This window comes from Marinobacter zhanjiangensis (genome assembly GCF_014651935.1).
Classification (GTDB): domain Bacteria; phylum Pseudomonadota; class Gammaproteobacteria; order Pseudomonadales; family Oleiphilaceae; genus Marinobacter; species Marinobacter zhanjiangensis.
The window spans coordinates 1-21,980 of record NZ_BMXV01000005.1; the positions used below are offsets into that span (position 1 = coordinate 1).

At 58.4% G+C, this 21,980-nt stretch carries 23 protein-coding genes; 13 read left to right on the forward strand and 10 right to left on the reverse strand.

Annotated features, from left to right (window positions below):
* Positions 1 to 102: 102 nt before the first annotated feature.
* Positions 103 to 735 carry a Rossmann-fold NAD(P)-binding domain-containing protein gene (locus IE079_RS11035; protein ID WP_189576384.1) on the reverse strand — a complete coding sequence of 211 codons (633 nt, stop codon included), beginning with the start codon at positions 733 to 735 and terminating at the stop codon, positions 103 to 105.
* Positions 736 to 911: 176 nt separating this feature from the next.
* Here IE079_RS11035 and IE079_RS11040 point away from each other — a divergent pair, with 176 nt between their 5' ends.
* From IE079_RS11040 to IE079_RS11055, 4 genes are all read left to right on the forward strand, one after another.
* Positions 912 to 1,304 carry a glutaredoxin family protein gene (locus IE079_RS11040; RefSeq protein WP_189576386.1) on the forward strand — a complete coding sequence of 131 codons (393 nt, stop codon included), beginning with the start codon at positions 912 to 914 and terminating at the stop codon, positions 1,302 to 1,304.
* A gap of 71 nt (positions 1,305 to 1,375) precedes the next feature.
* On the forward strand, positions 1,376 to 1,855 hold the full coding sequence (locus tag IE079_RS11045; protein WP_189576388.1) for an FKBP-type peptidyl-prolyl cis-trans isomerase: 480 nt from the start codon (positions 1,376 to 1,378) through the stop codon (positions 1,853 to 1,855).
* A gap of 48 nt (positions 1,856 to 1,903) precedes the next feature.
* Positions 1,904 to 2,359 (forward strand): metallophosphoesterase family protein, encoded by a 456-nt coding sequence (locus IE079_RS11050; protein ID WP_189576390.1) that lies wholly within the window; start codon positions 1,904 to 1,906, stop codon positions 2,357 to 2,359.
* Between the two features lie 101 nt (positions 2,360 to 2,460).
* Entirely contained in the window at positions 2,461 to 2,925 is a 465-nt protein-coding gene (locus tag IE079_RS11055) for an AtaL-like protein (protein WP_189576392.1), read from the forward strand.
* A gap of 156 nt (positions 2,926 to 3,081) precedes the next feature.
* On the opposite strand, the gene IE079_RS11060 is transcribed toward IE079_RS11055, so the two are convergent.
* The gene (locus IE079_RS11060; protein ID WP_189576394.1) at positions 3,082 to 3,537 is read right to left on the reverse strand and encodes a GatB/YqeY domain-containing protein; all 456 of its coding nucleotides are present in this window, start codon (positions 3,535 to 3,537) and stop codon (positions 3,082 to 3,084) included.
* Positions 3,538 to 3,931: 394 nt separating this feature from the next.
* On the opposite strand from IE079_RS11060, the gene IE079_RS11065 reads away from it, so the two are divergent.
* A complete protein-coding gene (locus IE079_RS11065; RefSeq protein WP_189576396.1) occupies positions 3,932 to 4,387 on the forward strand; it encodes a CopD family protein in 456 nt (151 codons plus the stop codon).
* A 64-nt stretch (positions 4,388 to 4,451) separates the two neighbouring features.
* Positions 4,452 to 5,309 (forward strand): ion transporter, encoded by an 858-nt coding sequence (locus IE079_RS11070; protein ID WP_189576398.1) that lies wholly within the window; start codon positions 4,452 to 4,454, stop codon positions 5,307 to 5,309.
* Positions 5,310 to 5,378: 69 nt separating this feature from the next.
* Here IE079_RS11070 and IE079_RS11075 read toward each other — a convergent pair whose 3' ends face one another.
* The 5 genes from IE079_RS11075 to IE079_RS11095 all read right to left on the reverse strand — a co-directional run bounded on the left by IE079_RS11075 (position 5,379) and on the right by IE079_RS11095 (position 11,070).
* Positions 5,379 to 7,373, reverse strand: coding sequence for a hypothetical protein (locus IE079_RS11075; RefSeq protein ID WP_189576400.1), 1,995 nt, complete (start codon positions 7,371 to 7,373; stop codon positions 5,379 to 5,381).
* Between the two features lie 59 nt (positions 7,374 to 7,432).
* Positions 7,433 to 8,101, reverse strand: a complete 669-nt coding sequence (gene tenA / locus IE079_RS11080; RefSeq protein ID WP_189576401.1) for a thiaminase II — start codon at positions 8,099 to 8,101, stop codon at positions 7,433 to 7,435.
* 38 nt (positions 8,102 to 8,139) lie between these two features.
* Positions 8,140 to 8,808, reverse strand: a complete 669-nt coding sequence (locus tag IE079_RS11085; RefSeq protein WP_189576402.1) for a glutathione S-transferase family protein — start codon at positions 8,806 to 8,808, stop codon at positions 8,140 to 8,142.
* Between the two features lie 117 nt (positions 8,809 to 8,925).
* A complete protein-coding gene (locus IE079_RS11090; protein ID WP_189576403.1) occupies positions 8,926 to 10,353 on the reverse strand; it encodes a WS/DGAT/MGAT family O-acyltransferase in 1,428 nt (475 codons plus the stop codon).
* Between the two features lie 183 nt (positions 10,354 to 10,536).
* A complete protein-coding gene (locus tag IE079_RS11095) occupies positions 10,537 to 11,070 on the reverse strand; it encodes a nucleoside deaminase (RefSeq protein ID WP_227712459.1) in 534 nt (177 codons plus the stop codon).
* Between the two features lie 225 nt (positions 11,071 to 11,295).
* Here IE079_RS11095 and IE079_RS11100 point away from each other — a divergent pair, with 225 nt between their 5' ends.
* From IE079_RS11100 to IE079_RS11125, 6 genes are all read left to right on the forward strand, one after another.
* Positions 11,296 to 11,922: a class I SAM-dependent methyltransferase gene (locus IE079_RS11100; RefSeq protein WP_227712460.1), complete on the forward strand. Its 627-nt coding sequence runs from the start codon at positions 11,296 to 11,298 to the stop codon at positions 11,920 to 11,922.
* 153 nt (positions 11,923 to 12,075) lie between these two features.
* Positions 12,076 to 12,846: a hypothetical protein gene (locus IE079_RS11105; RefSeq protein WP_189576404.1), complete on the forward strand. Its 771-nt coding sequence runs from the start codon at positions 12,076 to 12,078 to the stop codon at positions 12,844 to 12,846.
* A 90-nt stretch (positions 12,847 to 12,936) separates the two neighbouring features.
* A complete protein-coding gene (locus tag IE079_RS11110) occupies positions 12,937 to 13,320 on the forward strand; it encodes a DUF2750 domain-containing protein (RefSeq protein WP_189576405.1) in 384 nt (127 codons plus the stop codon).
* A gap of 73 nt (positions 13,321 to 13,393) precedes the next feature.
* Positions 13,394 to 13,840, forward strand: coding sequence for a thioredoxin TrxC (gene trxC, locus IE079_RS11115; RefSeq protein WP_189576406.1), 447 nt, complete (start codon positions 13,394 to 13,396; stop codon positions 13,838 to 13,840).
* A 112-nt stretch (positions 13,841 to 13,952) separates the two neighbouring features.
* Positions 13,953 to 14,297 (forward strand): PBPRA1643 family SWIM/SEC-C metal-binding motif protein, encoded by a 345-nt coding sequence (locus IE079_RS11120; protein WP_189576408.1) that lies wholly within the window; start codon positions 13,953 to 13,955, stop codon positions 14,295 to 14,297.
* Between the two features lie 28 nt (positions 14,298 to 14,325).
* Positions 14,326 to 14,757, forward strand: a complete 432-nt coding sequence (locus IE079_RS11125) for a DUF3010 family protein (RefSeq protein ID WP_189577044.1) — start codon at positions 14,326 to 14,328, stop codon at positions 14,755 to 14,757.
* Positions 14,758 to 14,790: 33 nt separating this feature from the next.
* Here IE079_RS11125 and IE079_RS11130 read toward each other — a convergent pair whose 3' ends face one another.
* Both IE079_RS11130 and IE079_RS11135 read right to left on the reverse strand, forming a co-directional pair.
* Complete coding sequence (locus tag IE079_RS11130) at positions 14,791 to 17,343, reverse strand: EAL domain-containing protein (RefSeq protein ID WP_189576410.1); 2,553 nt, start codon at positions 17,341 to 17,343, stop codon at positions 14,791 to 14,793.
* A gap of 18 nt (positions 17,344 to 17,361) precedes the next feature.
* Entirely contained in the window at positions 17,362 to 18,690 is a 1,329-nt protein-coding gene (locus IE079_RS11135) for a PilZ domain-containing protein (protein WP_189576412.1), read from the reverse strand.
* Positions 18,691 to 19,029: 339 nt separating this feature from the next.
* Between IE079_RS11135 and IE079_RS11140 the strand changes: the two genes are divergently transcribed.
* Positions 19,030 to 20,823, forward strand: coding sequence for a sensor domain-containing phosphodiesterase (locus IE079_RS11140; protein ID WP_189576414.1), 1,794 nt, complete (start codon positions 19,030 to 19,032; stop codon positions 20,821 to 20,823).
* A gap of 52 nt (positions 20,824 to 20,875) precedes the next feature.
* Here IE079_RS11140 and IE079_RS11145 read toward each other — a convergent pair whose 3' ends face one another.
* A complete protein-coding gene (locus tag IE079_RS11145) occupies positions 20,876 to 21,979 on the reverse strand; it encodes a PilT/PilU family type 4a pilus ATPase (protein WP_189576416.1) in 1,104 nt (367 codons plus the stop codon).
* Position 21,980: the final 1 nt, after the last annotated feature.

The window sequence follows — 21,980 nt, forward strand, 5'->3', positions numbered from 1 at the left end:
CGTTGCGCTGCCTCGATTTGGAACCACCAAACCTTCGCCACCGCGCCTTGCTCTCAAGGCCCTCAGGGGCTCAGTAGATCAGCGAATTAACCGCACGGCACACTAGTCGTGCCCCAACTGTTCGGATGCCAGTGTGATCACGCCAGGCCCACCCGTCACTTCCCGTAAGAGGGTGGCCGCAATGGCACCGGCGCTAACCGGATGATAGCGCTTGGGGATAAGGGGCGCCAGCAGACGGCTGGCCATCAGGCCCAGTTTCTCGGCCGGCCTGTTGTCCTCCCGCTCGGCGTCAATCAGCGAGGGCCTTGCCAGTACTACTCGCTCAAACCCCATCCGGGCTACAGCCGATTCCACCTCTCCCTTGGTACGCAAATAAAAGCTCCGGCTCTTCGGATTCGCCCCGAGGGCCGAGTTCAGGACAAACACGCTGGCGCCAGCGGCCCGGGCCTGCTCTGCGCAGGCAAGTACCAGATCGTGATCAACCCGATAGAAGGCCTGCTTCGAGCCAGCCTGTTTAAGAGTCGTTCCGAGGCAGCAGATAACGGCATCGACCGCCCACCAGTCGGCCGGCGGCAGTGGCAGGTCAAAGGGAGTGATCGGGTTGTGGGCCTTTCCGGGGGACCCCAGCGGCCGACGGGTGGGAGCCACGATGGTTTCGAACCTGCCATCCTGACAGGCCTGATCCAGCACCTGGCTGCCGACGGCACCTGTTGCTCCAAGAATCATCAGCTTCATCGGGACCTCCTGTTAACCGCCAGCAAAGACTGCAAATCGGGGCGGATCGCTGTTCCGGTTGTTATCGGATCGACCGGATGAAGTGATATCCTCGCGCACCGCTATCAAGTACGCAAATCCAGCCGGGATGCCGACAACCGGCAAGTCACCTTCAATCCGGAGTTTGAGCCTTACCCATGAGAGTTATTATTCGCTATTTTTTCCGCACCCTGCGCCTGGTCCTGACGCCCTTCATGCTGCTGAGTGAAAAGCTCAGCACGCCCAAGGGCATGACCCGCGCCGCTGAAGATCAGGCCCTCGTCGACGAGGCCAGCAAAGATCTCGCTCTGTACCAGTTCAGCGCCTGTCCGTTCTGCATCAAGGTACGCAAGGAAATGGCCCGGCTGGGTCTGAACATTGAAACCCGCGATGCCCAGCACGACCCACAGCATCGTGCAGCACTGGAGACTGGCGGCGGTCGCATCAAGGTGCCTTGCCTGAAGATTCGTCAGGATGATGGCAGTGAGCGATGGCTGTACGAGTCTGCCGATATCAAGGCGTGGCTGCAGGAACGATTCGAGCCGGCCTGATTGCAGGGGCCACTGCAGCCAATGCCGCTGCTGGTTATAATGGGGCACTTTGAACCATCGCAGAGGACCCTATGCCCATCGAAAAGAATCAAGTGGTCCTGTTCCACTACAGTGTCAGTGATGAACAGGGCAATGTTGTTGAAGACTCCCGTGGCGGCGAGCCGAACGCCTACCTGCATGGCCACGGCGGCATTATCCGCGGCCTGGAAGAAGCCCTGGAGGGGCGCCACGCCGGCGAAAACTTCAGTGTTACCGTCGCGCCGGATAAAGCCTACGGTCCGCGCAAGCCCGATGCCATTCAGCGTGTGCCGATCAAGCATCTGACCGGTGCCAGACGCTGGAAACCTGGCATGATCGCCCAGGTGAAAACCGAGCAGGGCCCTCGCCATGTGGTTGTCGCCAAGGTCGGCCACAAGTTTGCCGATGTCGACACCAACCATCCCATGGCCGGTAGAACCCTGACCTTCGATATCGACATCATTGAAGTACGCGCAGCCGATGCCGAAGAGCTGGCTCACGGCCATGCGCATGGACCGGGTGGGCATCATTGAGGTAAAGACTCATTCCTCATGAGGTAAAAAGTGATATAGGGCTGAAGCATGCAACTCGGCGTAATAGCAGACACCCACAGCAAAATGCGTCCCCAAGCCCTGGACGTATTGCAAGGCTCGGACCTGATCCTTCACGCCGGTGACGTCGGGCGGGACGAGGTTCTGGAAGCGCTGGACGCGATCGCGCCGGTGGTGGCGATTCGCGGCAATATCGACAAAACAGGCCGTGCTGCGAATCTTCCCGATGTTCGGGATCTGGAATTTCTCGGTCACGCGTTCTACATGCTTCACGACGTCAAAACCCTCAACATGGATCCGCAAGGTCGCTACCGTGTGGTTGTCGCCGGCCATTCCCACAAACCCCGTAACGAGTGGATCGGCGACGTGCTCTACTTCAATCCGGGCGGTGCCGGGCCCCGGCGCTTTACTCTGCCGATCACGGTAGGGCGGCTGGAGGTGAGCGAAGACCGGGTGGCTGGCGAAATCATCGAACTGCCGACTTGATTGGTTGGGCCCGCCACAAACCGGATCGAAAGGGTTTTTATAAAGGTAGCGTGGCTGGCAGAGTGGTAGCTGGTAGCTGACATCAGCACACAGGAGGTCACGTGACTTTTGAACACATCGTTCAGATAAACGACCTGACCAGGCCAGAGTTGCCGATGCTGACTCGATTCCAGGTATGGGAAGGTCTGGCGCTCCGGGCCCGGCGCCCGGACAAGTTCCTGGTAGGCGTTGACGATTACGAGATTCTTGAGCGAGAGCCGGCCTGGATGAAACGGTGCCTGCAGCTGCCGGGGCTTGAGGTGGTTGATGAAGTCACATTCTGGCATGAGGCGAGAATCGAATATCGAACTCGGCCAACCAACACCGTTCCGGCGGCCTCGCTTGTGATGGATATTGAAGAGCCGGAACCGGGGGCGCTTTTTGTCCGCTTCCGCTATCACACCGCGAGCATCGAGAATCCGGGGGATTCGATGCCCTATGACCAGTATCTCCACGAGGCGTATGTGGCCACAGACGTTGAAACCATCCAGATCATACGGCAGCTGGCCGAGACCGGGGCGTTCTGAAGCCGATAAAAGCCCGGGGCGAGCGTTCAGGTGCTGGTGAAGAAGATCACGCGCCATTACCGGAAACACCGGTGAAACCACGCCCCGGAAGAAGACCTGGCTGATGCCAGGATCCATGGATCAGTCTGAACCGGGCCTTGCGGATTGCCCCTGTGGTCAGCCGGCCAGTTGCTCCCGAACCTTCTTGCTCAGGTGCCCCATATCAACCCGCCCGATCACCTGCGGCTTCAGCTCGTTCATCACGCGCCCCATGTCCTGCATGCCCTGGGCGTCGGTTGAGCTGATGGTGGTGCGGATAAGGGCATCCAGGTCATCTTCGGACAGGGCTCCGGGCATGAATTCCTCGATCACTACCATTTCCGCCCTTTCCTTGTCGCCCAGATCCTCCCGGCCGGCCTCATCGTATTGCGCAGCCGCGTCGCGGCGCTGTTTGAGCATTTTGTCCAGCACTTTCAGCACGTCTTCGTCACTCAGGTCGCGGCGTTCATCAATCTCGATCTGCTTGATCGCGGATTGAGCCATACGCAGCGTACCGAGCCGTGTTTTATCTTTGTTTCGCATCGCGCTTTTTACAGCGTTGTTCAGTTGCCCCTGGAGTGATTCGTCCGTCACTGTCTGTCTCCTTCTCTATGAAAAACCGGTACGGAAAACCGGGATATATCTGCTCTTGGCGTCTTTCGGTGGACTGTTCCAAGAATGGCAAACGAAGCAACACAAGAATAGATCTGTTCCGATTATCTGTCGATTAGCGATTGAAAGATAAGGGGCAGGTCTCGCCTTTTGCCTCCGAAGCCGGAACAGAACCAGTTTATCGATCTCGCTGACGGAGTTCCTCCGCAACAGGATGCTGGCGCTGAGTCGGTCGGCAGCGGGGCAGCCGCCGAGTACTTCTGGCAACCTGCGGTCAGGCTTTAATTGCACAGAATTGATCTGTGTCGAAGCAGTTGGTTTTGCGGCAGGTGACGCTTATGCTGAGCAAACAAATTTCCCATTCCGGAGCCGCTTTATGAGTCTGGCTGTTGCACTACATGTTCTCTCTGCCGTGATCTGGGTTGGCGGCATGTTTTTCGCCTATATGGCCATGCGGCCGGCGGTAGTCGAGGTGATTGATGCGTCTCAAAGGGGCGTACTCTGGTGTCATACCCTGTCACGGTTTTTCCGGTGGGTATGGGCGGCCGTGATCCTGTTGCTGGTAACCGGTTACTGGATGGTTTTCAGCGTATTCGGTGGCATGGCCGGGGCCGGCTGGCATATCCACGCCATGCAGGGGCTGGGGATTGTGATGATCCTGCTCTATTTTCATGTCTATTTCGCGCCCTTCCGGCGGCTGAAGCAGGCCGTTGCCAACAAGGATCCCCAGGAAGGTGGGCGCCAGGTGGGACAGATCCGCAAGCTGGTCGGCATTAACCTGATTCTTGGGCTTATCGTGGTGGCGATCGGTGCCGGCGGCAGGTATCTGTAAATTGGAAGGCCCCGGGTTTGGCGGAGTCGCCGGATTGTCAGTGGTGGTTAAAGAGGCAGCTTAAATGACGACAGAAAAACCGGGCGGCCTGGGAATCAAAACCCGCCTGTTTCAAGTCATTTTCGAATCAGACACCCGCCTGGCCAAAGGCTTTGATGTTTTTTTGGCTTTGCTCATATTTTTCAGCGTCGGGATTATTCTCCTGGACAGCGTTCCGGAATATCATGCCCGCTTCGGTGAGCTCTTTTACAGGTTGGAATGGGGTGTAACGCTACTGTTTACTCTTGAACTCGGCCTGCGTATTTATTGCCTGGAGAAGCCGAAGCTCTATCTGAAAAGTTTTTACGGAGTTGTCGACGTTCTGGCTGTCATGCCTACCTGGCTGGCACTCCTGTTCCCGGGTGCACAGACCCTCGTCGTATTGCGCTTACTGCGTACCCTTCGCCTGTTACGGGTACTGGAAATGATGACGGTAGTGGGCGAGGGCCGCCTGCTGATGGACGCTTTGCTTCGCAGCCGGGACCAGATCCTGCTTTTTCTGTTCACAGTGCTGATGGTCGTGACCATCTTTTCTTCTCTGCTTTATCTCATTGAACCGGCGGAAGCAGGCTTTACCAGTATTCCCGTATCCATTTACTGGGGAATCGTGACACTGACGACAGTGGGCTATGGCGATATCACACCCGTTACACCCTGGGGTCAGTTTATTTCCATGATGATCATGTTGACGGGTTACTCGATTATTGCGCTTCCCGTTGGCGTTTTTTCCGCGGAAGTTATTCGCTCCCTGCGTGCAGAACGATACTCTGATCAAGCCTGTCCGGGATGCGGCAAACATCGACATGAGAATGACGCCAACTACTGTAAATATTGCGGTACCTGGCTTGATGAAGAGAAACCGGAGCCGGGGGGCTCCGGGTGATGGAAGACCGGAACCGATCTGTTTCGTGATTGTTTTTCGGGCTGACTCTGTTCGCCCGAAGCCGGTTTTCTAGCGCCCCGAGGCCCAGCTGCCTTTTGCCAGCTCCATGGCCCGGTTAACGTCCTCTGCGGGAATGTTGCCCGGGTCACCCTTTTCGAGCGGGTCATAGTGAAATACGTACAGGCGGGAGACGAACTCGGCCACCGGTAGCGAGGCTTCGCCATAACGCTCGTTGTGGCCCTGGGTTGAGGTGACGATGCCCTGGCCCCAGTTCTGCCCGCTGTCGTTGTTGGGGTTAAAAAAGTAGACCCGCATGGTTTTGTCTGTGTCCAGCGCCACCCGCTGGATGGTGATTGCGTGCCAGCCAAGGAACCGCGTGGCGCTGTCGGTCACGGCAATGCCGGCCGGTTGCGGATTGATGACCGGAATGTCGCCGTTGTAGAAGGGGTGATAGGCGGCATAAAAATCGCGAACAAACCCTTCGAAGTCCTTGAGGCCACCGGTAAACACATCGACGGCGATGCGAAACCCGTGGCCGACATGATCGCCATGGAATTCTGCGTTGACCCATTTGTGGGGGTCTTCCCCGCGCCCGACACTGCGTCGACCCATTTCAAAATAGATGCGATCCAGGTGCGGCACGGTCAGCAGGGATACCGCATCCACATCCACCGACGGCTCGGTCGCCAGCCCGGCGCCAAGCTCCCGCGACGATATGCTGTTACCTTCAAAGCGCATCACGATTTCATCGTCCCGCGCCGCCCAGGCAAGGATCCGCAGCATTTCTGCCGGCATGTTATAGGCCCACATGGACAGGGCGCGGGTGGACTGACAGGTGGGATAGTTTCCCTGTCCGATGCCCAGCGGGCGCCCAAGCACATTGAGCACGTCGGCCAGCAAAAAGCATTCGGGGGAACGGCTGCTGCCGAACACGGCCTCAATCTTCTCGGCCGCAGCGTCGCAGAGCGACAGGCGTATCTGGCGCCAAAGGGAAGGCGCCACCGGGGGCGAGTAGAGAATGCCCCGCTCGAGCATCATGGCCAGGCCATAGGCGCACTGGCTGGTCTCTGGAAACAGGGCTTCGTCAATCAGGCGATGAATCAACGCGGGGTAGCAGTGAAAAGCGTCGGCACCTGTGTAGCTCAGCCCCAGGGCCGTGGGAATCAGCTCGTTCCAGCGCTCACGCAGGTAGCGTATGAACACCGGCATGTAGGCCGACACCAGGCCGGTAGAGTGCATGGCCCCGGCGAAAGCGATGGCCTCCTGTAGCAGGGTGGCATCGTCCATTTCCGCCAATCGTTCAGCATAGACCTCAAAGCCGGGATCTTCACGGCAGCCCTCGGTGGGGCTGAACACGGCGTTAATCAGTTGCACTGCGTTGTCGCTGACTTCGCCACCCAGCGCGTCCGGTTTCTCCAGGCAGACCGCTATCTGGGTCACCATGTGTTTGACACCCGCGACCTGGACGGGGCGTTGCGCGAGAATGCGCCACACTTCGGCGACCAGATCTTCCAGGAGGTTTTCGTAGCCCAGATGCTGCAGCAGGTAGCGATACAGGTTCTGAACGGCGTAGCCGAGCTGTTCGGGCCGCAGCCGGTCGCTCTCATGCAGATCACCAACGACCAGGTCGAGATTCATCGCCAGTACCTGGGCGAGAAAGTGATGGGCGTGTTCCGCCGAAATAGACGCGTGAGTGTAATCGCCTTTGGCCACCGCCAGAAGACGAATCTGGCTCAGGCATTCAACCAGTGTTGCGGTCGGGTCCCCGTGGCGAACCGTGCGTGCGGCCAGGGAGGGCACCAGTGTCTGGGGATAGTCCCAGTCGCTTCCACCAAACAGGCCCGCTGACTCAATGGCCGGTACGCGTTCGTAAAGTGCTTCCAGTCCTTCCTGGCTGAGCATCAGGGGTTTTGCCGCATCGATCACCTCGAAGACCGGCGAGACGCCATGAATGGCATTGGCTTCCGCAAGGCGTTTGATGGCCGTGTCAAGCGCCGTCAGCAGCTCGGCTGATGCGCCGTTGCCGTTGTTTGGGTCTTCTGATTCATCGTTGGCTCTGGTCATACTGTCCTATCCTTCAATGAACCTCAGGGCATGTCAACTGGGCCCCCGTTGACACTCAATCAATCGCTCAGCTTCAGCCCCATCTCCCAGAAATCGATCTCAAGCCGGGTTGCGTCGCTGAAGATGCGGGTGAGTTGCTGAAAGCGAGCGGGGGAGACATCAGCCAGCCGCTCATCCAGCCAGCGGATTTCCGCGTGCATGGCTTCCTGGAACTCATCGCTTTCATACATGGCGATCCAGGCATCGTACGGGTTGTCGTCACCGCGAATGGTTTCCGCCCGGCTGTTCAGCCGGTTGGCGATTTCGCCATAACCCACCATGCAGGGTGACAGCGCAACGTGCAGGTCCAGCAGGTCGCCGCGGTTGCCGGCGTCCAGCACATAGCGTGTATACGCGAGGGTGGCGCGGGCTTCCGGCAGGTTGGCCAGCTCTTCCTCGGATATCCCCCATTCCTTGCAGTAGTCGATGTGCAGGCCCAGCTCCACGTCCACGATGGCTTGCAGGCCTTCCTTGGCCTGGCGGAGGTCCGACAGGGTCGGGCTTTTGTAGGCGGCCAGGGCGAAGGCCCGGGCAAACTGGATCAGAAAAAGATAGTCCTGCTTCAGGTAGTGCTGGAACGCCTCCGGCGCCAGCGATGCATTGCCCAGCTGCTGCACGAAGCTGTGTTCTATGTAGGCGCACCATTCCGTCTGGCAGCTGCTTTTCAGGTCTTCAAACTGGTAGGGCATTGGATCTCCTGAGTCATCGGGTCCGGTTTTGAGGCAATTCAGGCAAAATCGTATTCCCCGCCTTTTTCGAGGGCCTTCTGGTAAGCCGGCCTGGCGTGCACACGCTCCACCCAGGCGATGATATGGGGGTGGTTCCTGCCGACAATGCCCCGGGCCACGGAGGCTTCCAGGGGGAAACTCATCTGAATATCCGCGCCGCTCAGGTTGTCCCCGAGAAACCAGGTGTTTTTCGCCAGATGGGATTCGACAAAATCCATGTGTGTTTCAATCATCGGGCCGATGAAGGTCTGATTGGTTTTGTTCGCGATGCCTTTGGCCACGGGCTTGATAAAAAATGGCATCGGGCTGGTTTTTACCTTTTCAAACACCAGCCGCATAAGCAGCGGCGGCATCAGGGAGCCTTCGGCATAGTGTAGCCAGTAGGTGTAATCAAGCCATGCCTGGCCGCCGTCAGTCGGAAGCATGGTGTCTTTGCCATAGGTGCGGGCAAGATACTCTACAATGGCGCCGGATTCGGCTACCACCAGATCGCCGTCGGTAATCACCGGTGACTTACCCAGCGGGTGTATTTTCTTGAGGCTCGCAGGCGCCTGCATGGTTTGGGGATCACGTTCGTAATACTGTATCTCGTAGGGTACACCCAGTTCTTCCAGCATCCAGAGAACGCGCTGTGAGCGGGAATTATTGAGGTGATGAACTGTGATCATGCCGTTACTCCGTTCGCATCGATGGAATGAGCAGGTTACGCGGATTAAGTACGTAAGTCCCGGCGCCGCGTGACTGCACCCTACTATCCCGGCTCCCTGAAAATGGAGGCACAGTCGTTATTTGCTCGCTTTTCTGCCCGGTTTGCTTCGCCGGCGGCGGGCCGGTTTCGAAGCCGGGGTGATGCTTTGTGCGAGCGTCTCGAACTGAATGAGGACGTCGTGCACGACCTTTTCGATATCCGACACCACCGATTTGTCCGCAACAATGCCAAATTGCACAGTGCCATCGTAGCTCAGAATACTCAGCCCCAGGCCAATGCCTCCTGACTGGGGAACCCAGGCCATCGGTTGCAGTATGCGGGCGCCGGCCAGGAAACGGGCCTGCCCGGGGCCCGGGACATTGGTCACCACCAACGAGGTTTTGCTGGCAAGGAACTCAAGCGCCGTTTGTTCCAGCACGGCCGGCCCGTAGCCGAGAATGGTGAGCAGGCCGAAGGTTGCCTGGGGCTGGGCCGAGTTTTTTATGTTCCGCATGGCTTCCTGTACCGCCTGGAACCGGGCACCGGGATCGTCCAGCCCGACCGGCAGGGGCACCACGACCAGGCCGAACTGATTGCCCAGTTCGCTGACTGGCTGCTCGCGCGGGCGCAGGTTAAAGGGAACAGCCACATGGATGTCTTCCGACACCTGGGCCTCACTCTCCAGCAGATGCCCGCGCAAGGCGCCAGCGACGCTGGCGAGAAGCACATCGTTCACGGTGCCGGCAAGCGCATGGGCCGTTGCCTTGACCCGATCCAGGTCCAGGGGCGCCGACCAGGCCACGTGTTTGCGGCCACTGAGGGCGTGTTTCAACGCGTGGGGATCAGCCGGAAGCAGGCTCAGATGGGCTAACTCCGATCCCGCCGCAATCCCCTGGCGTGCCAGCTCCACCAGGTGTGAAGGGTGTCTTAGCAGCTCGATGCTCTGTTCGAGTACCTCGTGCCCCAGGCCCAATCCCTGCCTGACCAGGCCACGGGCCGGCTTCAGTACCCGCTCTGCCAGGCTGGTGATTGCCAATGGTGAATGCTCACCGCAGTCCTGTTCGTCGGCGTCGTCGGTAATGGATAAGAGTACCTGCACGAGCGCCAGCCCATCGGCGATGCAGTGATGGATTCGCACAACCAGAGCTGCCCCTTCGCCATAGGGCTCTACCAGATGCATCTGCCACAGCGGGCGCCGGAAATTCAATGGTGTGCTGATCAGATCGCTGATCACTTGCTGCAGTTCCGCCTCTCCGGCGTCACCGGGGAGGCCAATGCGGTGAAGATGATGGTCGATATGGAAGACCGGATCCGTCTCCCACCAGACTCGGTTGCCCTCATCGACTACCCGCTGACGAAAACGCTTGAAGCACAGGAAGCGGGCGTTCAATACCGTTCGCAGCCGCTCAATATCAATTGGGCGGTCCAGTATCAGCACCCCTGCAATCATCATCAGATTGCAGTCGGTTTCCATGCGCAGCCAGGCGGCGTCCACGCTCGACATGGGCTCTCGAGTGCCAGCCATGATTCGCCTCATGTGATACCCCGGGCTTTTCAGATGTCCCCTTGATTCAGCAACACTACTACCTGAGACGCATAACGGTGTTGTTGTTAATCAATGAAGCCGACGATGAATGCACAGCTATCGGGATCAATTATAGAACATCGAAAACCTGTATTTGTTGCCGACAGTTCGTTCAGAGCACTTTTAGCCCAGGCGTTCCTGATACTGCCTGTGCAGGTCACGAACAGCCGCTGCCATCACCGGAAAAGGCCCCTCCACTGGCAGGCCGGGCACAACGTCATTGATTGGCAGGGCAGCTACGGGAGGCGGCGGCGCGTGCAGGTCATCAAGCCATGACACCAGTTGTTCTGAAGAGCTGGCATAGACGATCCGGCCAAGCCCTACCCAGCCATGGGCGGCGGCACACATGGGGCAATGCTCACCCGAGGTGTATACCGTCGACGCTGCACGCTCGTCTGGCGTCATATTGGCTGCGGCCCAGCGGGCGATGGCAAACTCGGGATGCTGAGTGTCATCGCCACCGACGGTGTGGTTATGGTCCTCGTACCTCACCGCGCCTTTTTCATCGACCAGCACCGACCCAAACGGCGGGTTACCGGTTTCCAGAGCTCTGGTCGCCAATTCAACGCAGCGGCCCAGGTGTTTCATATCGCCTTCGTCGATCATCATTGCCCCCTCACGCTCACGGCGGGTTACCAGGCCTGGCAGCCCACTCATATGGCTCAATGGTCTATTGTTCAGTATGCGACTTTAATGAATCTCCATAAACCCACCCGTGTTGAACAGGGTTGTGCGTGTCCACAGGATTGGAGACGATCATGGCAGTCGACCCGGCCCGTGAATGGAACCGGAAGATCCCGTCGGCCAAGCCGGATAGTGATTGACGGCTGTGTTTTCAGGTCTCATTGTTAGCATTGATTTGTGACCAGTTGAGAGAGAAGTATGGGCGAAGAGAGTATGGGTGAGGAAATAATTGGCTCGGAAGAAAGCTCAAACCGGCGAACCAGCCCGGCAGCTTTCTTTCGAGGGTTCCTGCGTGAGCCCCGTCAGGTGGGCTCGGTCATTCCCAGTTCACGATTCCTGGAACGCCGTATCCTCGAAGCGTCGGATCTTGCCAATGCCAAACGGGTAGTGGAGCTGGGTCCCGGCACCGGCGGTACAACGCGGACCTTTCTTCAGCAACTTGGCCAGGACGCGAACCTGCTTTCCATCGAGTTGAGTCCCTTTTTTCATGAGTTGCTCGGTGAAATCACAGACCCGCGCTTCATCAATCACCTGGGCAGTGCGGAAGATCTGGCAGAGATTCTGGAATCGCACCACCTGGGGAAACCGGACGTAGTTATCTCGGGCATTCCCTTCTCGAAAATGCCGGAACCCGTTGCCATCCGGGTCGCCGAGGCAGTGAAAAGCAACCTTGCCGAGGGTGGGCGTTTCATCGCCTATCAGTTCCGCAGCGATGTGGCCCGCATCACCGACCCGATCATGGGGTCACACGACAGCTGTAAACTGGAGATGCGGAACATTCCCCCGATGAGGGTTTATCGCTGGTTCAAGCCCACAGCTGACTGATTCCCGAGTGGGCTATCTGTGAACACTTACCGACCCGTTTTGTCGACTCGTGAGCGGGTCGTTTTGTTTATGTGGGCGTTGATGTGGATAATAGCGTCCACACGCGGCCGACTCATGCCGTTACAGACAACCCTTTTAAATAAAGCCTGATAAATGGATTTTTCAAAACTTACTCTCGCCCTAGGTTTTCTCGTAAGTGGCTTTCTGCTGACAGGTTGCGATGCAACAGCCAACACGGATAAGGCCTCCACCACGTCCGTCAGCACGAACACGCAGGAGGGGCCGGGGAACACAGAACTCAATGGGCAGTTCGAGTACGAGCTCCGGTCCGAAGAAGCGTCCGTGCAGGACGACCGTTTTCCGTTCGGGTACTGGGAAGTGACGAGGGTTTACCCTGAAATCGTGTCAGCGAGCCACCCCTCGGCAGCTAACGCCGCAAACCAGCGCATTGATGCTTTGGTACATCAAGCCCGATGCGAAGACATGGGGGATGAGGCATTCCATGCCCGAGAGATCTACCTCGGCAACGGCATCCTCAGCATGGCGTATGAAGCGGTGTGGACTTGCGCGTCCATGCCGTCGCCGGAAAGTGAGACCGGGTTTCTGAATCTCGACCTGGTGGCGGGCTCCGAGCTTGATCTGGAAGCGCAGTTCCGTGACAGGGACAGTTACGAGAGCTTTCAGGAGCGGGCCGTAGAGGCATTAAATCACGAGCTTGAAGCGCAGATGGCGGGCAAGTCGGAAACCTGTCCCGAGGCGACATCCATCACCGGATTCCATTTTGACGGCAAGAATCTGTGGGCGGCGTTACAGTCGGGCGAGGAGGGCACCGCCACTTGTAGCGTCAAGGTGAGCTTTGCGATGGAATCACTGCAGGAACAGCTGAAGCCCATCAGCCCCTTGCGGCTGGAAGGCCAGCCGTAAAGCCAGGCTGCCGTTTCGGGGGCAGGGCAATCCGCCCCGGTTTTACGTTAGACTCCCGAAACAACATCCAACCAGGTAGCGTGGCCCCTCATGAGTGACAACCCGATACATGAAGTACTCCAGATGGATGGCGAAGAGCGATACGACTATTTTCTGAGCGAGGTGGTTGAGGAGCGCGAAATCTGGATTCTGATCAACGCCGGCAATCAGTTTCTGAAGATTGTTTCGGAAGAAGACGGCGTGGCGTACCTGCCGGTCTGGCCAGGCGCCGCGTTTGCCATCGATTATGCCCAGGGGTCAGGCGATCTTTCTCCGAAAAGTATCTCCCTGCCGGATTTCTTCAGGAAATGGGTGCCGGGGCTAAGCAAGGACGGTCTGGAGGTTGGTGTTCTCCCCGGTGCAGACGGCGAGCTCTGGATCACCAGTCCGGAAGAGCTGAAGAGCGACCTGCAAGAGGTCCTGTCGGACTTCTAGGCTGACATCACCGCTTGATTTTTACCCAACCGCCCCGATGTCATTGTTCAGCAATTTCAAACGAGGCTGAACCATGACTGGCGATCTCCGACACGTAGTCTGTCCCCACTGCCACAAGGTAAACCGGGTCCCCGCTGAAAAACTGGCGTCTGGTGGTAATTGTGGTGCCTGTAAACAGCCACTCTGGCCGGGTGGCGTGCTGGAATTGACCGAGCAGAGCTTTGCGGCCCATACCGGGCGTAGTGACCTGCCGGTGCTGGTGGACTTCTGGGCCAGCTGGTGCGGTCCCTGCAAGGTAATGGCGCCGCAGTTTGAGCAGGCGGCAAAGGCGTGGCAGGGTAAAGTCCGCTTTGCCAAGCTGAACACCGAACAGGCGCCCGGGCCGGCGGGTCAGTTCGGCATTCGCAGTATTCCCACGCTGATCCTGTTCCAGGGTGGCCGGGAAGTGGCCCGCAAGAGTGGGGCGATGAACCAGGCACAGCTGACTCAGTGGTTGCAGTCGGTTCTTGGCGGGAAATGAGCCGAAACAATTCCACATATGCCTATATAACCGATTCCGAAAGCATGCTAAAAGATCTCCGCCCAGCGGTCGTCAAGCCTCCGGGTACTCTTCCGCTTATCAGGATCTCAGCATGTCAGACAAATTTTTCTACAAAGGCCGGCAGGACGCGCGCCAGCACCATACCGCTCGCGGCGGCTTCCAGACCAACGCCAGCCAGAAGAGCGGCAGCAGGAAGTTCCCGCTAACGCTGGTGGTGACCAGTGAGGCGCGCAAGCAGGAGATCGAAGCTCAGGTGGCCCGGGCGAAGCTGCACGCGGACATCCGGGTTGATACCCGTGACGGCGCCGTTGAGTCCATCACCGAACTGACCGCCCTACAGAACAAAGGGGCGACGGTTACCACGGCCAGGGTACCTTCCCGCAACGACCCTTGCAGCTGTGGCAGTGGCTTCAAATTCAAGAAGTGCTGTGGCTGAGCGCAATGAACAAAATGAGAGCCATGCGATGATTGTTTGCGGCGTTGAACTGACCGGCAGCGATGCGGTGGTGTGTTTGCTGAATCTGGACCGCGGACAGTTCAGCCTGCCCGAGTGCAAGGTACGCAAGCTGTCGCTGAGCAAAAACCACACCGGGGAAGACCTGAAACAGTTCCAGAATGCCTTTGCGCAATTGATGGGCGAGTACGAGGTGACCCGGGTCGCGATCAAGGAACGGATGCCGAAAGGCAAGTTCGCCGGTGGCGCCATCAGCTTCAAGCTGGAGGCGGCCATTCAATTGATTGACGCTATTGAGCTGGAAGTCAGGTTGCTGCCACCGGCGCTGATCAAGTCCACGCTGGCCGCCAACCCGCTGCCGATTGCGTTTGCCGAGACCGGACTGAAGGCCTTTCAGGAAACCGCCTTTACCGCCGCCTATGTGGGGCACATGGCGAAATAGCTTGGGTAGTTCGTGGTTTTCAGGGTGCCGGGCTCAGCCCTTTTGCGCCGCTGCCCAATCGCAGAATTGCTCCAGCGGCATTGGCCTGGCAAACAGGTAACCCTGCAGCCGGTGGCAGCCCAGCCCTGTGAGCAGATCCCTGGTGTTATTGTCCTCCACGCCTTCGGCTACGGTTTCCAGGTTGAGGGAATGTGCCAGTTTCAGGATGTTCTGGACAATTCCCAGGTCATTCTGGTTGGACGACATCTGGCTTATGAAGCAACGGTCGATCTTCAGCTCGTGAATGGGTAGCCGGCTGAGATAGGCCAGAGAGGAGTAGCCAGTACCAAAGTCATCCAGGGCGACCCTGCAGCCACTGTTGGCTAACTGAAGCAGGGAGCCAATCACGGCCTCCATGTTGTGCATCATGGCGGTCTCCGTCACTTCGAAGATCACGCGATTCATGGGGATGGCGTGTTCCCTGATCCCTGCCAGAGCAAAGGACACAAAGTGGCTGTTGGTGAGGTTCTGAACCGACAGGTTGATGCTGCAGGTAATGTTCAGTTGTCGTTCCTGCAGTGTCTGAATGGCGCTCCAGGCCTGGGCCACGATATTGCGTGATAGAAGATCCATCAAGCCGGCATGTTCTGCGATCTCGATCACTTCACCGGTGGGTACTGGCCCGAACCGTGGGCTGTGCCAGCGTAACAGTATCTCCGCGCCCACCAGCTCCTCGCCGGTACTGTTCATTTGCGGTTGCAGGTAAAGCTCCAGTTCCCCGGCCTCGATGGCTGGCGGCAAGGCCGTCACCAGCTCCAGGCGGCGCCTCGCGAAATTGGAGATTTCGTCGCTATAGACTTGCACCGAAACGTTGCTTGATTCGCTGCGGTCCTGCGCCGCCGAGGCATGCTGAAACAGGGTATCCGTGCTGTCGCCATGCTCCGGGGCGATAGCCACGCCGCAGTGCAGATTCATGAACACAGGCAGCCTGACTGCCTGAACAGTGATTTCATGATTACCCACCACGTGCTCGATGAAAGGCTCCAGCGGGCCTTGCAACTGGTCGAGGTCAATCAGAAAGGCTGCTGAACCGAATTCGGGAATCGCAATATAGGCCCCCTGTCGGCTTTCCAGGCATACCACGCCGTCCAGGCCCGCCAGCGTATGGTCCAGCTTGTTCATTAACTGACAGAACATTTCTTCTGCCAGCCGGTGACCCATGCTGGACGCAATGTCTTTGATCTGGGGATAGTGGACCAGTGTGAGCGCGACATGTTTTTTCTGACTCATCATTACCTGCAGTTGCTGATTGAGCAGCGAGGCATTGGGCAGCCTGGTGGTTGAATCGTGCATGGCCTGTTCAAGGGATTGCATTTGCAGGTCGCCGACCTGTCGCTCGGCCAACTGTTGTCTCCGCAGCGCCGCCAGCTTGCGCGTCCGTTCGTCCTTGATGCGATGGGCCAGGGCAAAGGAGAGCAGTAGCACCTCGGCGACTGAGCCGACTTGCATGGCATGATTGGTGACGAGGTTTACCGGCAGAAGATCGAAGATGCTCAGTAAATACAGGGCTGCCCCCAGGGCAAAGGTTGTCCAGGCCAGCACGAAATAGCGGGCGATGGCGATACCGGCCTTCAGGCCTGCCAGCCCCACGGCGATGAGCAGCACAATTACCAGCGAGCCCAGCAGGCCTGCGAACAGTACACCGTGTATGGGATCAATCAATGTATATGCGATCAGCACCCCGGCCAGTGCGGCTGCGATCTTCATGCTGCGATCCCAGCGGTAGGAAATGTTCTGCCATTTGAGAAAGCTGCGTGCGAACATCAAGGCAAACAGCGAGGCAAGTGCGGTGCTGAAGGGCAGGGCATAACGGGGCAGCATGGGCTGCCCGCCCCAGATCCAGGCGCTCCCGACCCCGGACGTGGAGAGCACCAGCAGGCTGATCGAGCCGATGTACAGAAGGTAATAGCCGTAGGCCGGATCCCTGAGGGAAAGAAACAGGAACAGGTTGTAGATCACCAGGGCACACATCACGCCGAAATAGGCGCCCCAGTAGAGGCTCTCCAGTGAAAACTGAATCAGCAGATGGTCCTCGCGCCAGAGCTCGACCGGTACTTGCAGTGATGTCGCTGACCGCGCCCGCAGGAACAGTTCCACCCGGCCGTCCAGATCACGGGGTAACGGCAGAGCCACCTGGTAGCTGTGGGCCTGTTCACGACGGCGCTCGGTCTCCTGGCGGCTGGTGTGGTAGATCTCTGGCCGTTGCCCGTCACGCAATATATAGAGATCCACCTCCTCCAGAAGTGGATAGGGAATCAACAGGTACCACTGGCGGGTCAAGGGGGTCGGGATTGTCAGGGATGTCCTGAGCCATACTGACTGGTCGGTGAACCCGAGGTTCAGTACGCTGTTGTCGTGCTTTGTTTGCCACTGTTTCCGCTGCAATACCTGACCAAGAGTTCGTTCATCGCCCAGCACGTACTCGATGTGTTTGTTCAGGGTGTAATGACCCGCACTTCCCTGAATCGTCAGCTCCTTGCCGCTGGCGGTAAGGGTGAACAAAAGCAATATCGCGAGTCCTGCTGACCGTAGGTGGTATTTCAGCATGGTGCATTCCTGTTCACCCTATTCGTCCAGGGGACTGATCAGGCGGCCGGTAAAGCCGAGAAACCCGGCTTCCTGGCAAAAGGCGGAAAAGTCGCCTTGCCCGACGGCTGGCTGACGAAGCAGGACCAGCGCTTCGACCAGGCATCCCGGAATATCCCGGTTGTTCCAGGCCGGCATGCGTGGCCACATCAGGAATTCCTCGTGGGAAAGCACCACCTTTTCCACCGTGATTTGCCTTTCCAGCAGGCGTTCCCGGGCCGTCAGGCTGACGCAGGGGTGGGTATCATCTGCGATCAAGGCGCCCGGAGCGATATATTGCTGGAATTCCAGTACGGCATCACCATGGGTCGTCAGGCCGATATAGAGCTTTTCGTCCCGTAGATGGTCTGGTGAGGAGGTCTGCAGAACCGTACCCCGGTCAGTGGCTATTTCCCTGTCCTCCTCATAACGCGAATCAAATCCGATCACCTTGTCATACAAGCTGGTGAGATCCTGGCATACCGCATTGCCAATGCGCCCTGCGCCTCCCAGCACGACAATGCTGTTCTGCTGGCTGTATCGGGGACGCTCGTGCATTTGCCGCGCCACGTCCCAGATCATATACCGTGTTCCCAGGCTGCCTTCCACCAGTGGCTCGTTCATCCCGATACCCGCTTTCATGGCGAAGTTGGGAAGCCGTCCGACCAGGGCGATCCTTTCTACCTCAGGGTAGTCCCGTTGCAACTGATCCAGGTAAAACCGGACTTTGTTGGAGTCTTCCTCCAACTCCTCCTCCATGAATTGCGACGCCACCAGCAGGCCGCGCATGCCCTCATTGCGAATGAAACCGAGCACCATATTGGACGGCATGCGCTGCGCCATCCAGGGTGTGAAATAGGACTCGGCCTGTTGCCTGTTACCGTACACTGCAAATACAAAGTGCGGCCTGGCCAGGGCATGAAGGGGGGCGCGCAGCCAGGTATTGGCCAAAAAAACCGCAGAACGGCGACTGTTCCTCCAAAGCGTGCGCTTGCCTGTGGCGATCAGGCGTTGCCAGGGTGGAGCAATGTCGTAGAGTTCACTCAGTTCAGTGTCGGAAAAACGTCTGAGGTTGAGCTGCAAACCGATGTGGGACTTGCCGGTGTACGCCACGGTCGCTGCTACGTTCATACCAGACTTGTCCGGGAATTCGACGTCAATAACCTCACCGGGGCGGATATAAACCCGCTTCGGCCTTTTCAGGCGTAACCCGCTGGCCGATACGTCCAGAGTATTGGTTTCAACGGTGTGACTGGCATACTTCAGAGTGACCGGAACCCTGATCCCGGATCGCACATGCCGGCGGTACTCTCCATGCATGCTTATCATGGCTGGCCTTTGGCGACGTGTCGAAATTGAAACCTGTTTTCAGGTTTCAGTCTGGACCAAACTGCTTGAAGTCGCCATTTTCCAGATAAATCAATAATCTATGTATATAAAGACGACGGTTTTCACGGCGGAAATATCTTCACAAAATGATCCATGCAGCGCCGGCAGTGGCGTCAGATTCAGGAATCGCTTTCGCTGAGCAAGTCCATGCTTGCCCTTCGGCCCGGGCACGAACCAGAAGCTTCGTCTACCCTGTAGAAAACGGCTCACTTGCTGTGATTTCCGCACCGGCTTCTGGCGGGTGTGCGGATATCTGGTTGTGTGGGAACAGGATGGCCCATGTCAGATTATGAACGCCAACGACTTTACACGCTGCGCCAGTTAAACCTACTGGATACACCGCCCAGCGAGGCCTTTGATCGCATTACGCGTATGGCCAGCAAGCTGTTCGGACTGCCTGCCGCCGCCGTATCACTGACGGATGAAGACAGGCAGTGGTTCAAGTCCCGGGTGGGTACCGAGTTGACCGAAGTTCCCCGCTATCGATCACCCTGCAGCGACGTCTCGGCCAGTTCGGAACTGACGGTGATCGAAGACTTGCTCGCCAATGACTGTTATCGCAACAGCCCTCAGGCAAAGCTGGGTATGCGGTTTTACGCTGGCGCCCCCCTGAATACCCGCGATGGCTACACGCTGGGCACGCTCTGCGTACTGGGCCCGGAGCCACGAGCCGCGACCAGTGACGAACTCATCAGCCTGCTGGATCTCAGTACCATGGTGATGGCGCAGATCGAGCTGCAGCACGCCCTTGGCCGCATTGACCCGGTGACGCTGCTACCGAACCGCAGTCAGTTCAATGACGACCTGCAGGATCTCGCCCGGGAACGTCCCGCCAGCCGGCATCATGCCATTTTCATCGAGCTTGGCAGTGTGGTTGAGCTGGATACGGTGACCCGGGTTCTGGGCGGCAGCCAGGTTGACACCCTCGCACGGGAAGGCGCCTGGCAACTGACAACCTTGCTGACCACGTTGATCGGCCGTGACCACCATCTATACTGCGTCGGCCCCTGCCAGTATCTTTTCCTGCGGGAGACGGACGACGAGCAGCGGGTGCGGGCGGAGACGAAGCAACTGCATCGCCAGCTGAGCCGGCTTTCCCTGTGGACCAACCTGGCTATTATCGTCCGCCCCCGTATTGGCATTACCTCCTTCCTGCCGGCAGGCACCCCGGCCGACGACGTTGTCCGCCTTGCCGAGAGCGCCTGCCAGAGTGCGCGGCGGCAGGAAACCCCCGTGGCCACATTCACACCGTCAATGGACAGCGAACAGCAGCGCCACTTCCGCCTGCTGAACGATATGCACCGTCTGCTCCAGAATGGGGCCGACCAGCTCCGCCTGGTGTTTCAGCCCCGGGTTGCGCTGGAGTCCGGTGAGTGTGTCGGTGCCGAGGCGTTGTTGCGATGGCGGCACCCGGAACTGGGCGAGATCTCGCCTTCGGAGTTTATTCCTCTTGTCGAGAATACTCCCATGGCCAACTACCTGACCCAGTGGGTGCTCGATGCCACCATTGCCCAGGCAGCGAGCTGGTTGGACCAGGGTGTGGCATTGCGGCTATCGGCCAACGTGATGGCCTCGAACTTTGAGCAGGCAGGCTTTACGGACCAGCTGATCAGGCGTCTCCAACAGCGTAATCTGCCTGCCCATGCCCTTGAGCTGGAGTTGACCGAAAGTGCGTTGGTGGGCAATAGCCGCGCCGTCCGTAGGCAGCTCAAGGCACTCTCCAGAGCGGGTATCCGCCTGGCAATTGATGATTTCGGTACCGGCTATAGCAGCCTTGCGTACCTGGTGAATGTGCCGGCGGATGTGATCAAGATCGACCGTGTGTTCAGCTCAGCCGGTGGCCGGAAACGACGGGACTCCCAGGTGATGATGCTCAAGGCCATTATCGATCTTGCCCATGGCATGGGGTATCAGACCGTCGCCGAGGGATACGAGCCGGCCTCAATGAGAGATACGCTGTGCCAGCTGGGATGTGATGAAGCGCAGAGCTTCGCTATCGCCAGACCGCTGGCCCCCGATGCGTTCCGGTCCTGGTATGATCAACGCCTTGGTTGGCAGGCAGCGGCGAAGTAAATGGCAGCTTTCACCAGAGAACGGAACCGGGGCGAGCCAGGGAGGCTACGGGTCAGCTTTCATCAATACTGAATTGACCGCCCCCGCCTTCGATATTGCCATGTTCCAGCCGGATCTTTACTTCCAGGTTATGCCGGGAGTCGGCATTGGCCAGGGCCTCTTCCTGCGTGATCCTGCCCTGGTGGTAAAGATCCAGGATGGCATGGTCGAAGGTCTGCATACCCTGTTCCGGGCTCTTCTCCATGATGTCCCCGATACCGTCCAGCTCGCCCTTGTTGATCAGTTCCTTGATGTAAGGGCTGGCGAGCATGACTTCCACGGCGGCGACCCGCTTGCCGTCCCGGCTCTTGAGCAGGCGCTGCGAGACAACCGCCTTCAGGTGCATGCTCAGGTCCATGAACAGTTCACGGTGGGCGCTCTCCGGGAACACGTTCACGATACGCCGCATGGTCTGGTTGACGTTGCTGGCATGCAGGGTGGCCAGGCACAGGTGACCGGTTTCGGCGTAGGTCAGGGCATGTTTCATGGTTTCCCGGTCGCGGATTTCGCCGATCATGATCACGTCCGGGGCCTCCCGCATGGCACGCCTGAGGGCTTCGCCGTAGGACAGGGTATCGACCCCCACTTCCCGCTGGTTGACCACGCTCTGCTTGTGATGGTGCGTGTATTCGATGGGGTCCTCGATGGTGAGGATATGGCCCGAATGATGGCTGTTGCGGTAGTCGATCATGGAGGCGAGGGTGGTGGATTTCCCGGAACCCGTCGAACCCACCACCAGGATCAGCCCCCTCGGTTCCATGATCAGCTGTTCCAGCACGCCGGGCAGGCCCAGGGATTCGATAGAGGGGATGTCGGTCTTGAGGTGGCGGATCACCATGGCGACCTCGCCCCGCTGCCAGAAGACATTGACCCGGAAACGTCCGACCTGGTTGATGCCAACGGCCATGTCCAGTTCCAGATCCTTTTCGAAGCTTGCCCGTTGCCTGTCACTCATCACCGAATAGGCCAGCTCCTTGACGGCGCCTGGCGGTAGCGGCTTCTGGGTAACCGGGCCGGTTTTCCCTTCGATCTTCATCATGACCCGGGAGCCGGTGGACAGGTACAGGTCGGAAGCGCCCTTGTCGGCCATCACTTTCAGGTAGGCTGGCAACTCCATA

Coding starts and splice junctions, on each gene's coding strand:
- IE079_RS11095 (WP_227712459.1), bottom strand. CDS start 11,070: ATGAGTGGGCTGCCAGGCCTGGTAACCCGCCGTGAGCGTGAGGGGGCA.
- IE079_RS11105 (WP_189576404.1), top strand. CDS start 12,076: ATGGATTTTTCAAAACTTACTCTCGCCCTAGGTTTTCTCGTAAGTGGC.
- IE079_RS11090 (WP_189576403.1), bottom strand. CDS start 10,353: ATGGCTGGCACTCGAGAGCCCATGTCGAGCGTGGACGCCGCCTGGCTG.
- trxC (WP_189576406.1), top strand. CDS start 13,394: ATGACTGGCGATCTCCGACACGTAGTCTGTCCCCACTGCCACAAGGTA.
- IE079_RS11145 (WP_189576416.1), bottom strand. CDS start 21,979: ATGGAGTTGCCAGCCTACCTGAAAGTGATGGCCGACAAGGGCGCTTCC.
- IE079_RS11110 (WP_189576405.1), top strand. CDS start 12,937: ATGAGTGACAACCCGATACATGAAGTACTCCAGATGGATGGCGAAGAG.
- IE079_RS11050 (WP_189576390.1), top strand. CDS start 1,904: ATGCAACTCGGCGTAATAGCAGACACCCACAGCAAAATGCGTCCCCAA.
- IE079_RS11130 (WP_189576410.1), bottom strand. CDS start 17,343: ATGCTGAAATACCACCTACGGTCAGCAGGACTCGCGATATTGCTTTTG.
- IE079_RS11065 (WP_189576396.1), top strand. CDS start 3,932: ATGAGTCTGGCTGTTGCACTACATGTTCTCTCTGCCGTGATCTGGGTT.
- IE079_RS11070 (WP_189576398.1), top strand. CDS start 4,452: ATGACGACAGAAAAACCGGGCGGCCTGGGAATCAAAACCCGCCTGTTT.
- IE079_RS11045 (WP_189576388.1), top strand. CDS start 1,376: ATGCCCATCGAAAAGAATCAAGTGGTCCTGTTCCACTACAGTGTCAGT.
- IE079_RS11085 (WP_189576402.1), bottom strand. CDS start 8,808: ATGATCACAGTTCATCACCTCAATAATTCCCGCTCACAGCGCGTTCTC.
- IE079_RS11075 (WP_189576400.1), bottom strand. CDS start 7,373: ATGACCAGAGCCAACGATGAATCAGAAGACCCAAACAACGGCAACGGC.
- IE079_RS11100 (WP_227712460.1), top strand. CDS start 11,296: ATGGGCGAAGAGAGTATGGGTGAGGAAATAATTGGCTCGGAAGAAAGC.
- IE079_RS11040 (WP_189576386.1), top strand. CDS start 912: ATGAGAGTTATTATTCGCTATTTTTTCCGCACCCTGCGCCTGGTCCTG.
- IE079_RS11125 (WP_189577044.1), top strand. CDS start 14,326: ATGATTGTTTGCGGCGTTGAACTGACCGGCAGCGATGCGGTGGTGTGT.
- tenA (WP_189576401.1), bottom strand. CDS start 8,101: ATGCCCTACCAGTTTGAAGACCTGAAAAGCAGCTGCCAGACGGAATGG.
- IE079_RS11120 (WP_189576408.1), top strand. CDS start 13,953: ATGTCAGACAAATTTTTCTACAAAGGCCGGCAGGACGCGCGCCAGCAC.
- IE079_RS11035 (WP_189576384.1), bottom strand. CDS start 735: ATGAAGCTGATGATTCTTGGAGCAACAGGTGCCGTCGGCAGCCAGGTG.
- IE079_RS11140 (WP_189576414.1), top strand. CDS start 19,030: ATGTCAGATTATGAACGCCAACGACTTTACACGCTGCGCCAGTTAAAC.
- IE079_RS11135 (WP_189576412.1), bottom strand. CDS start 18,690: ATGATAAGCATGCATGGAGAGTACCGCCGGCATGTGCGATCCGGGATC.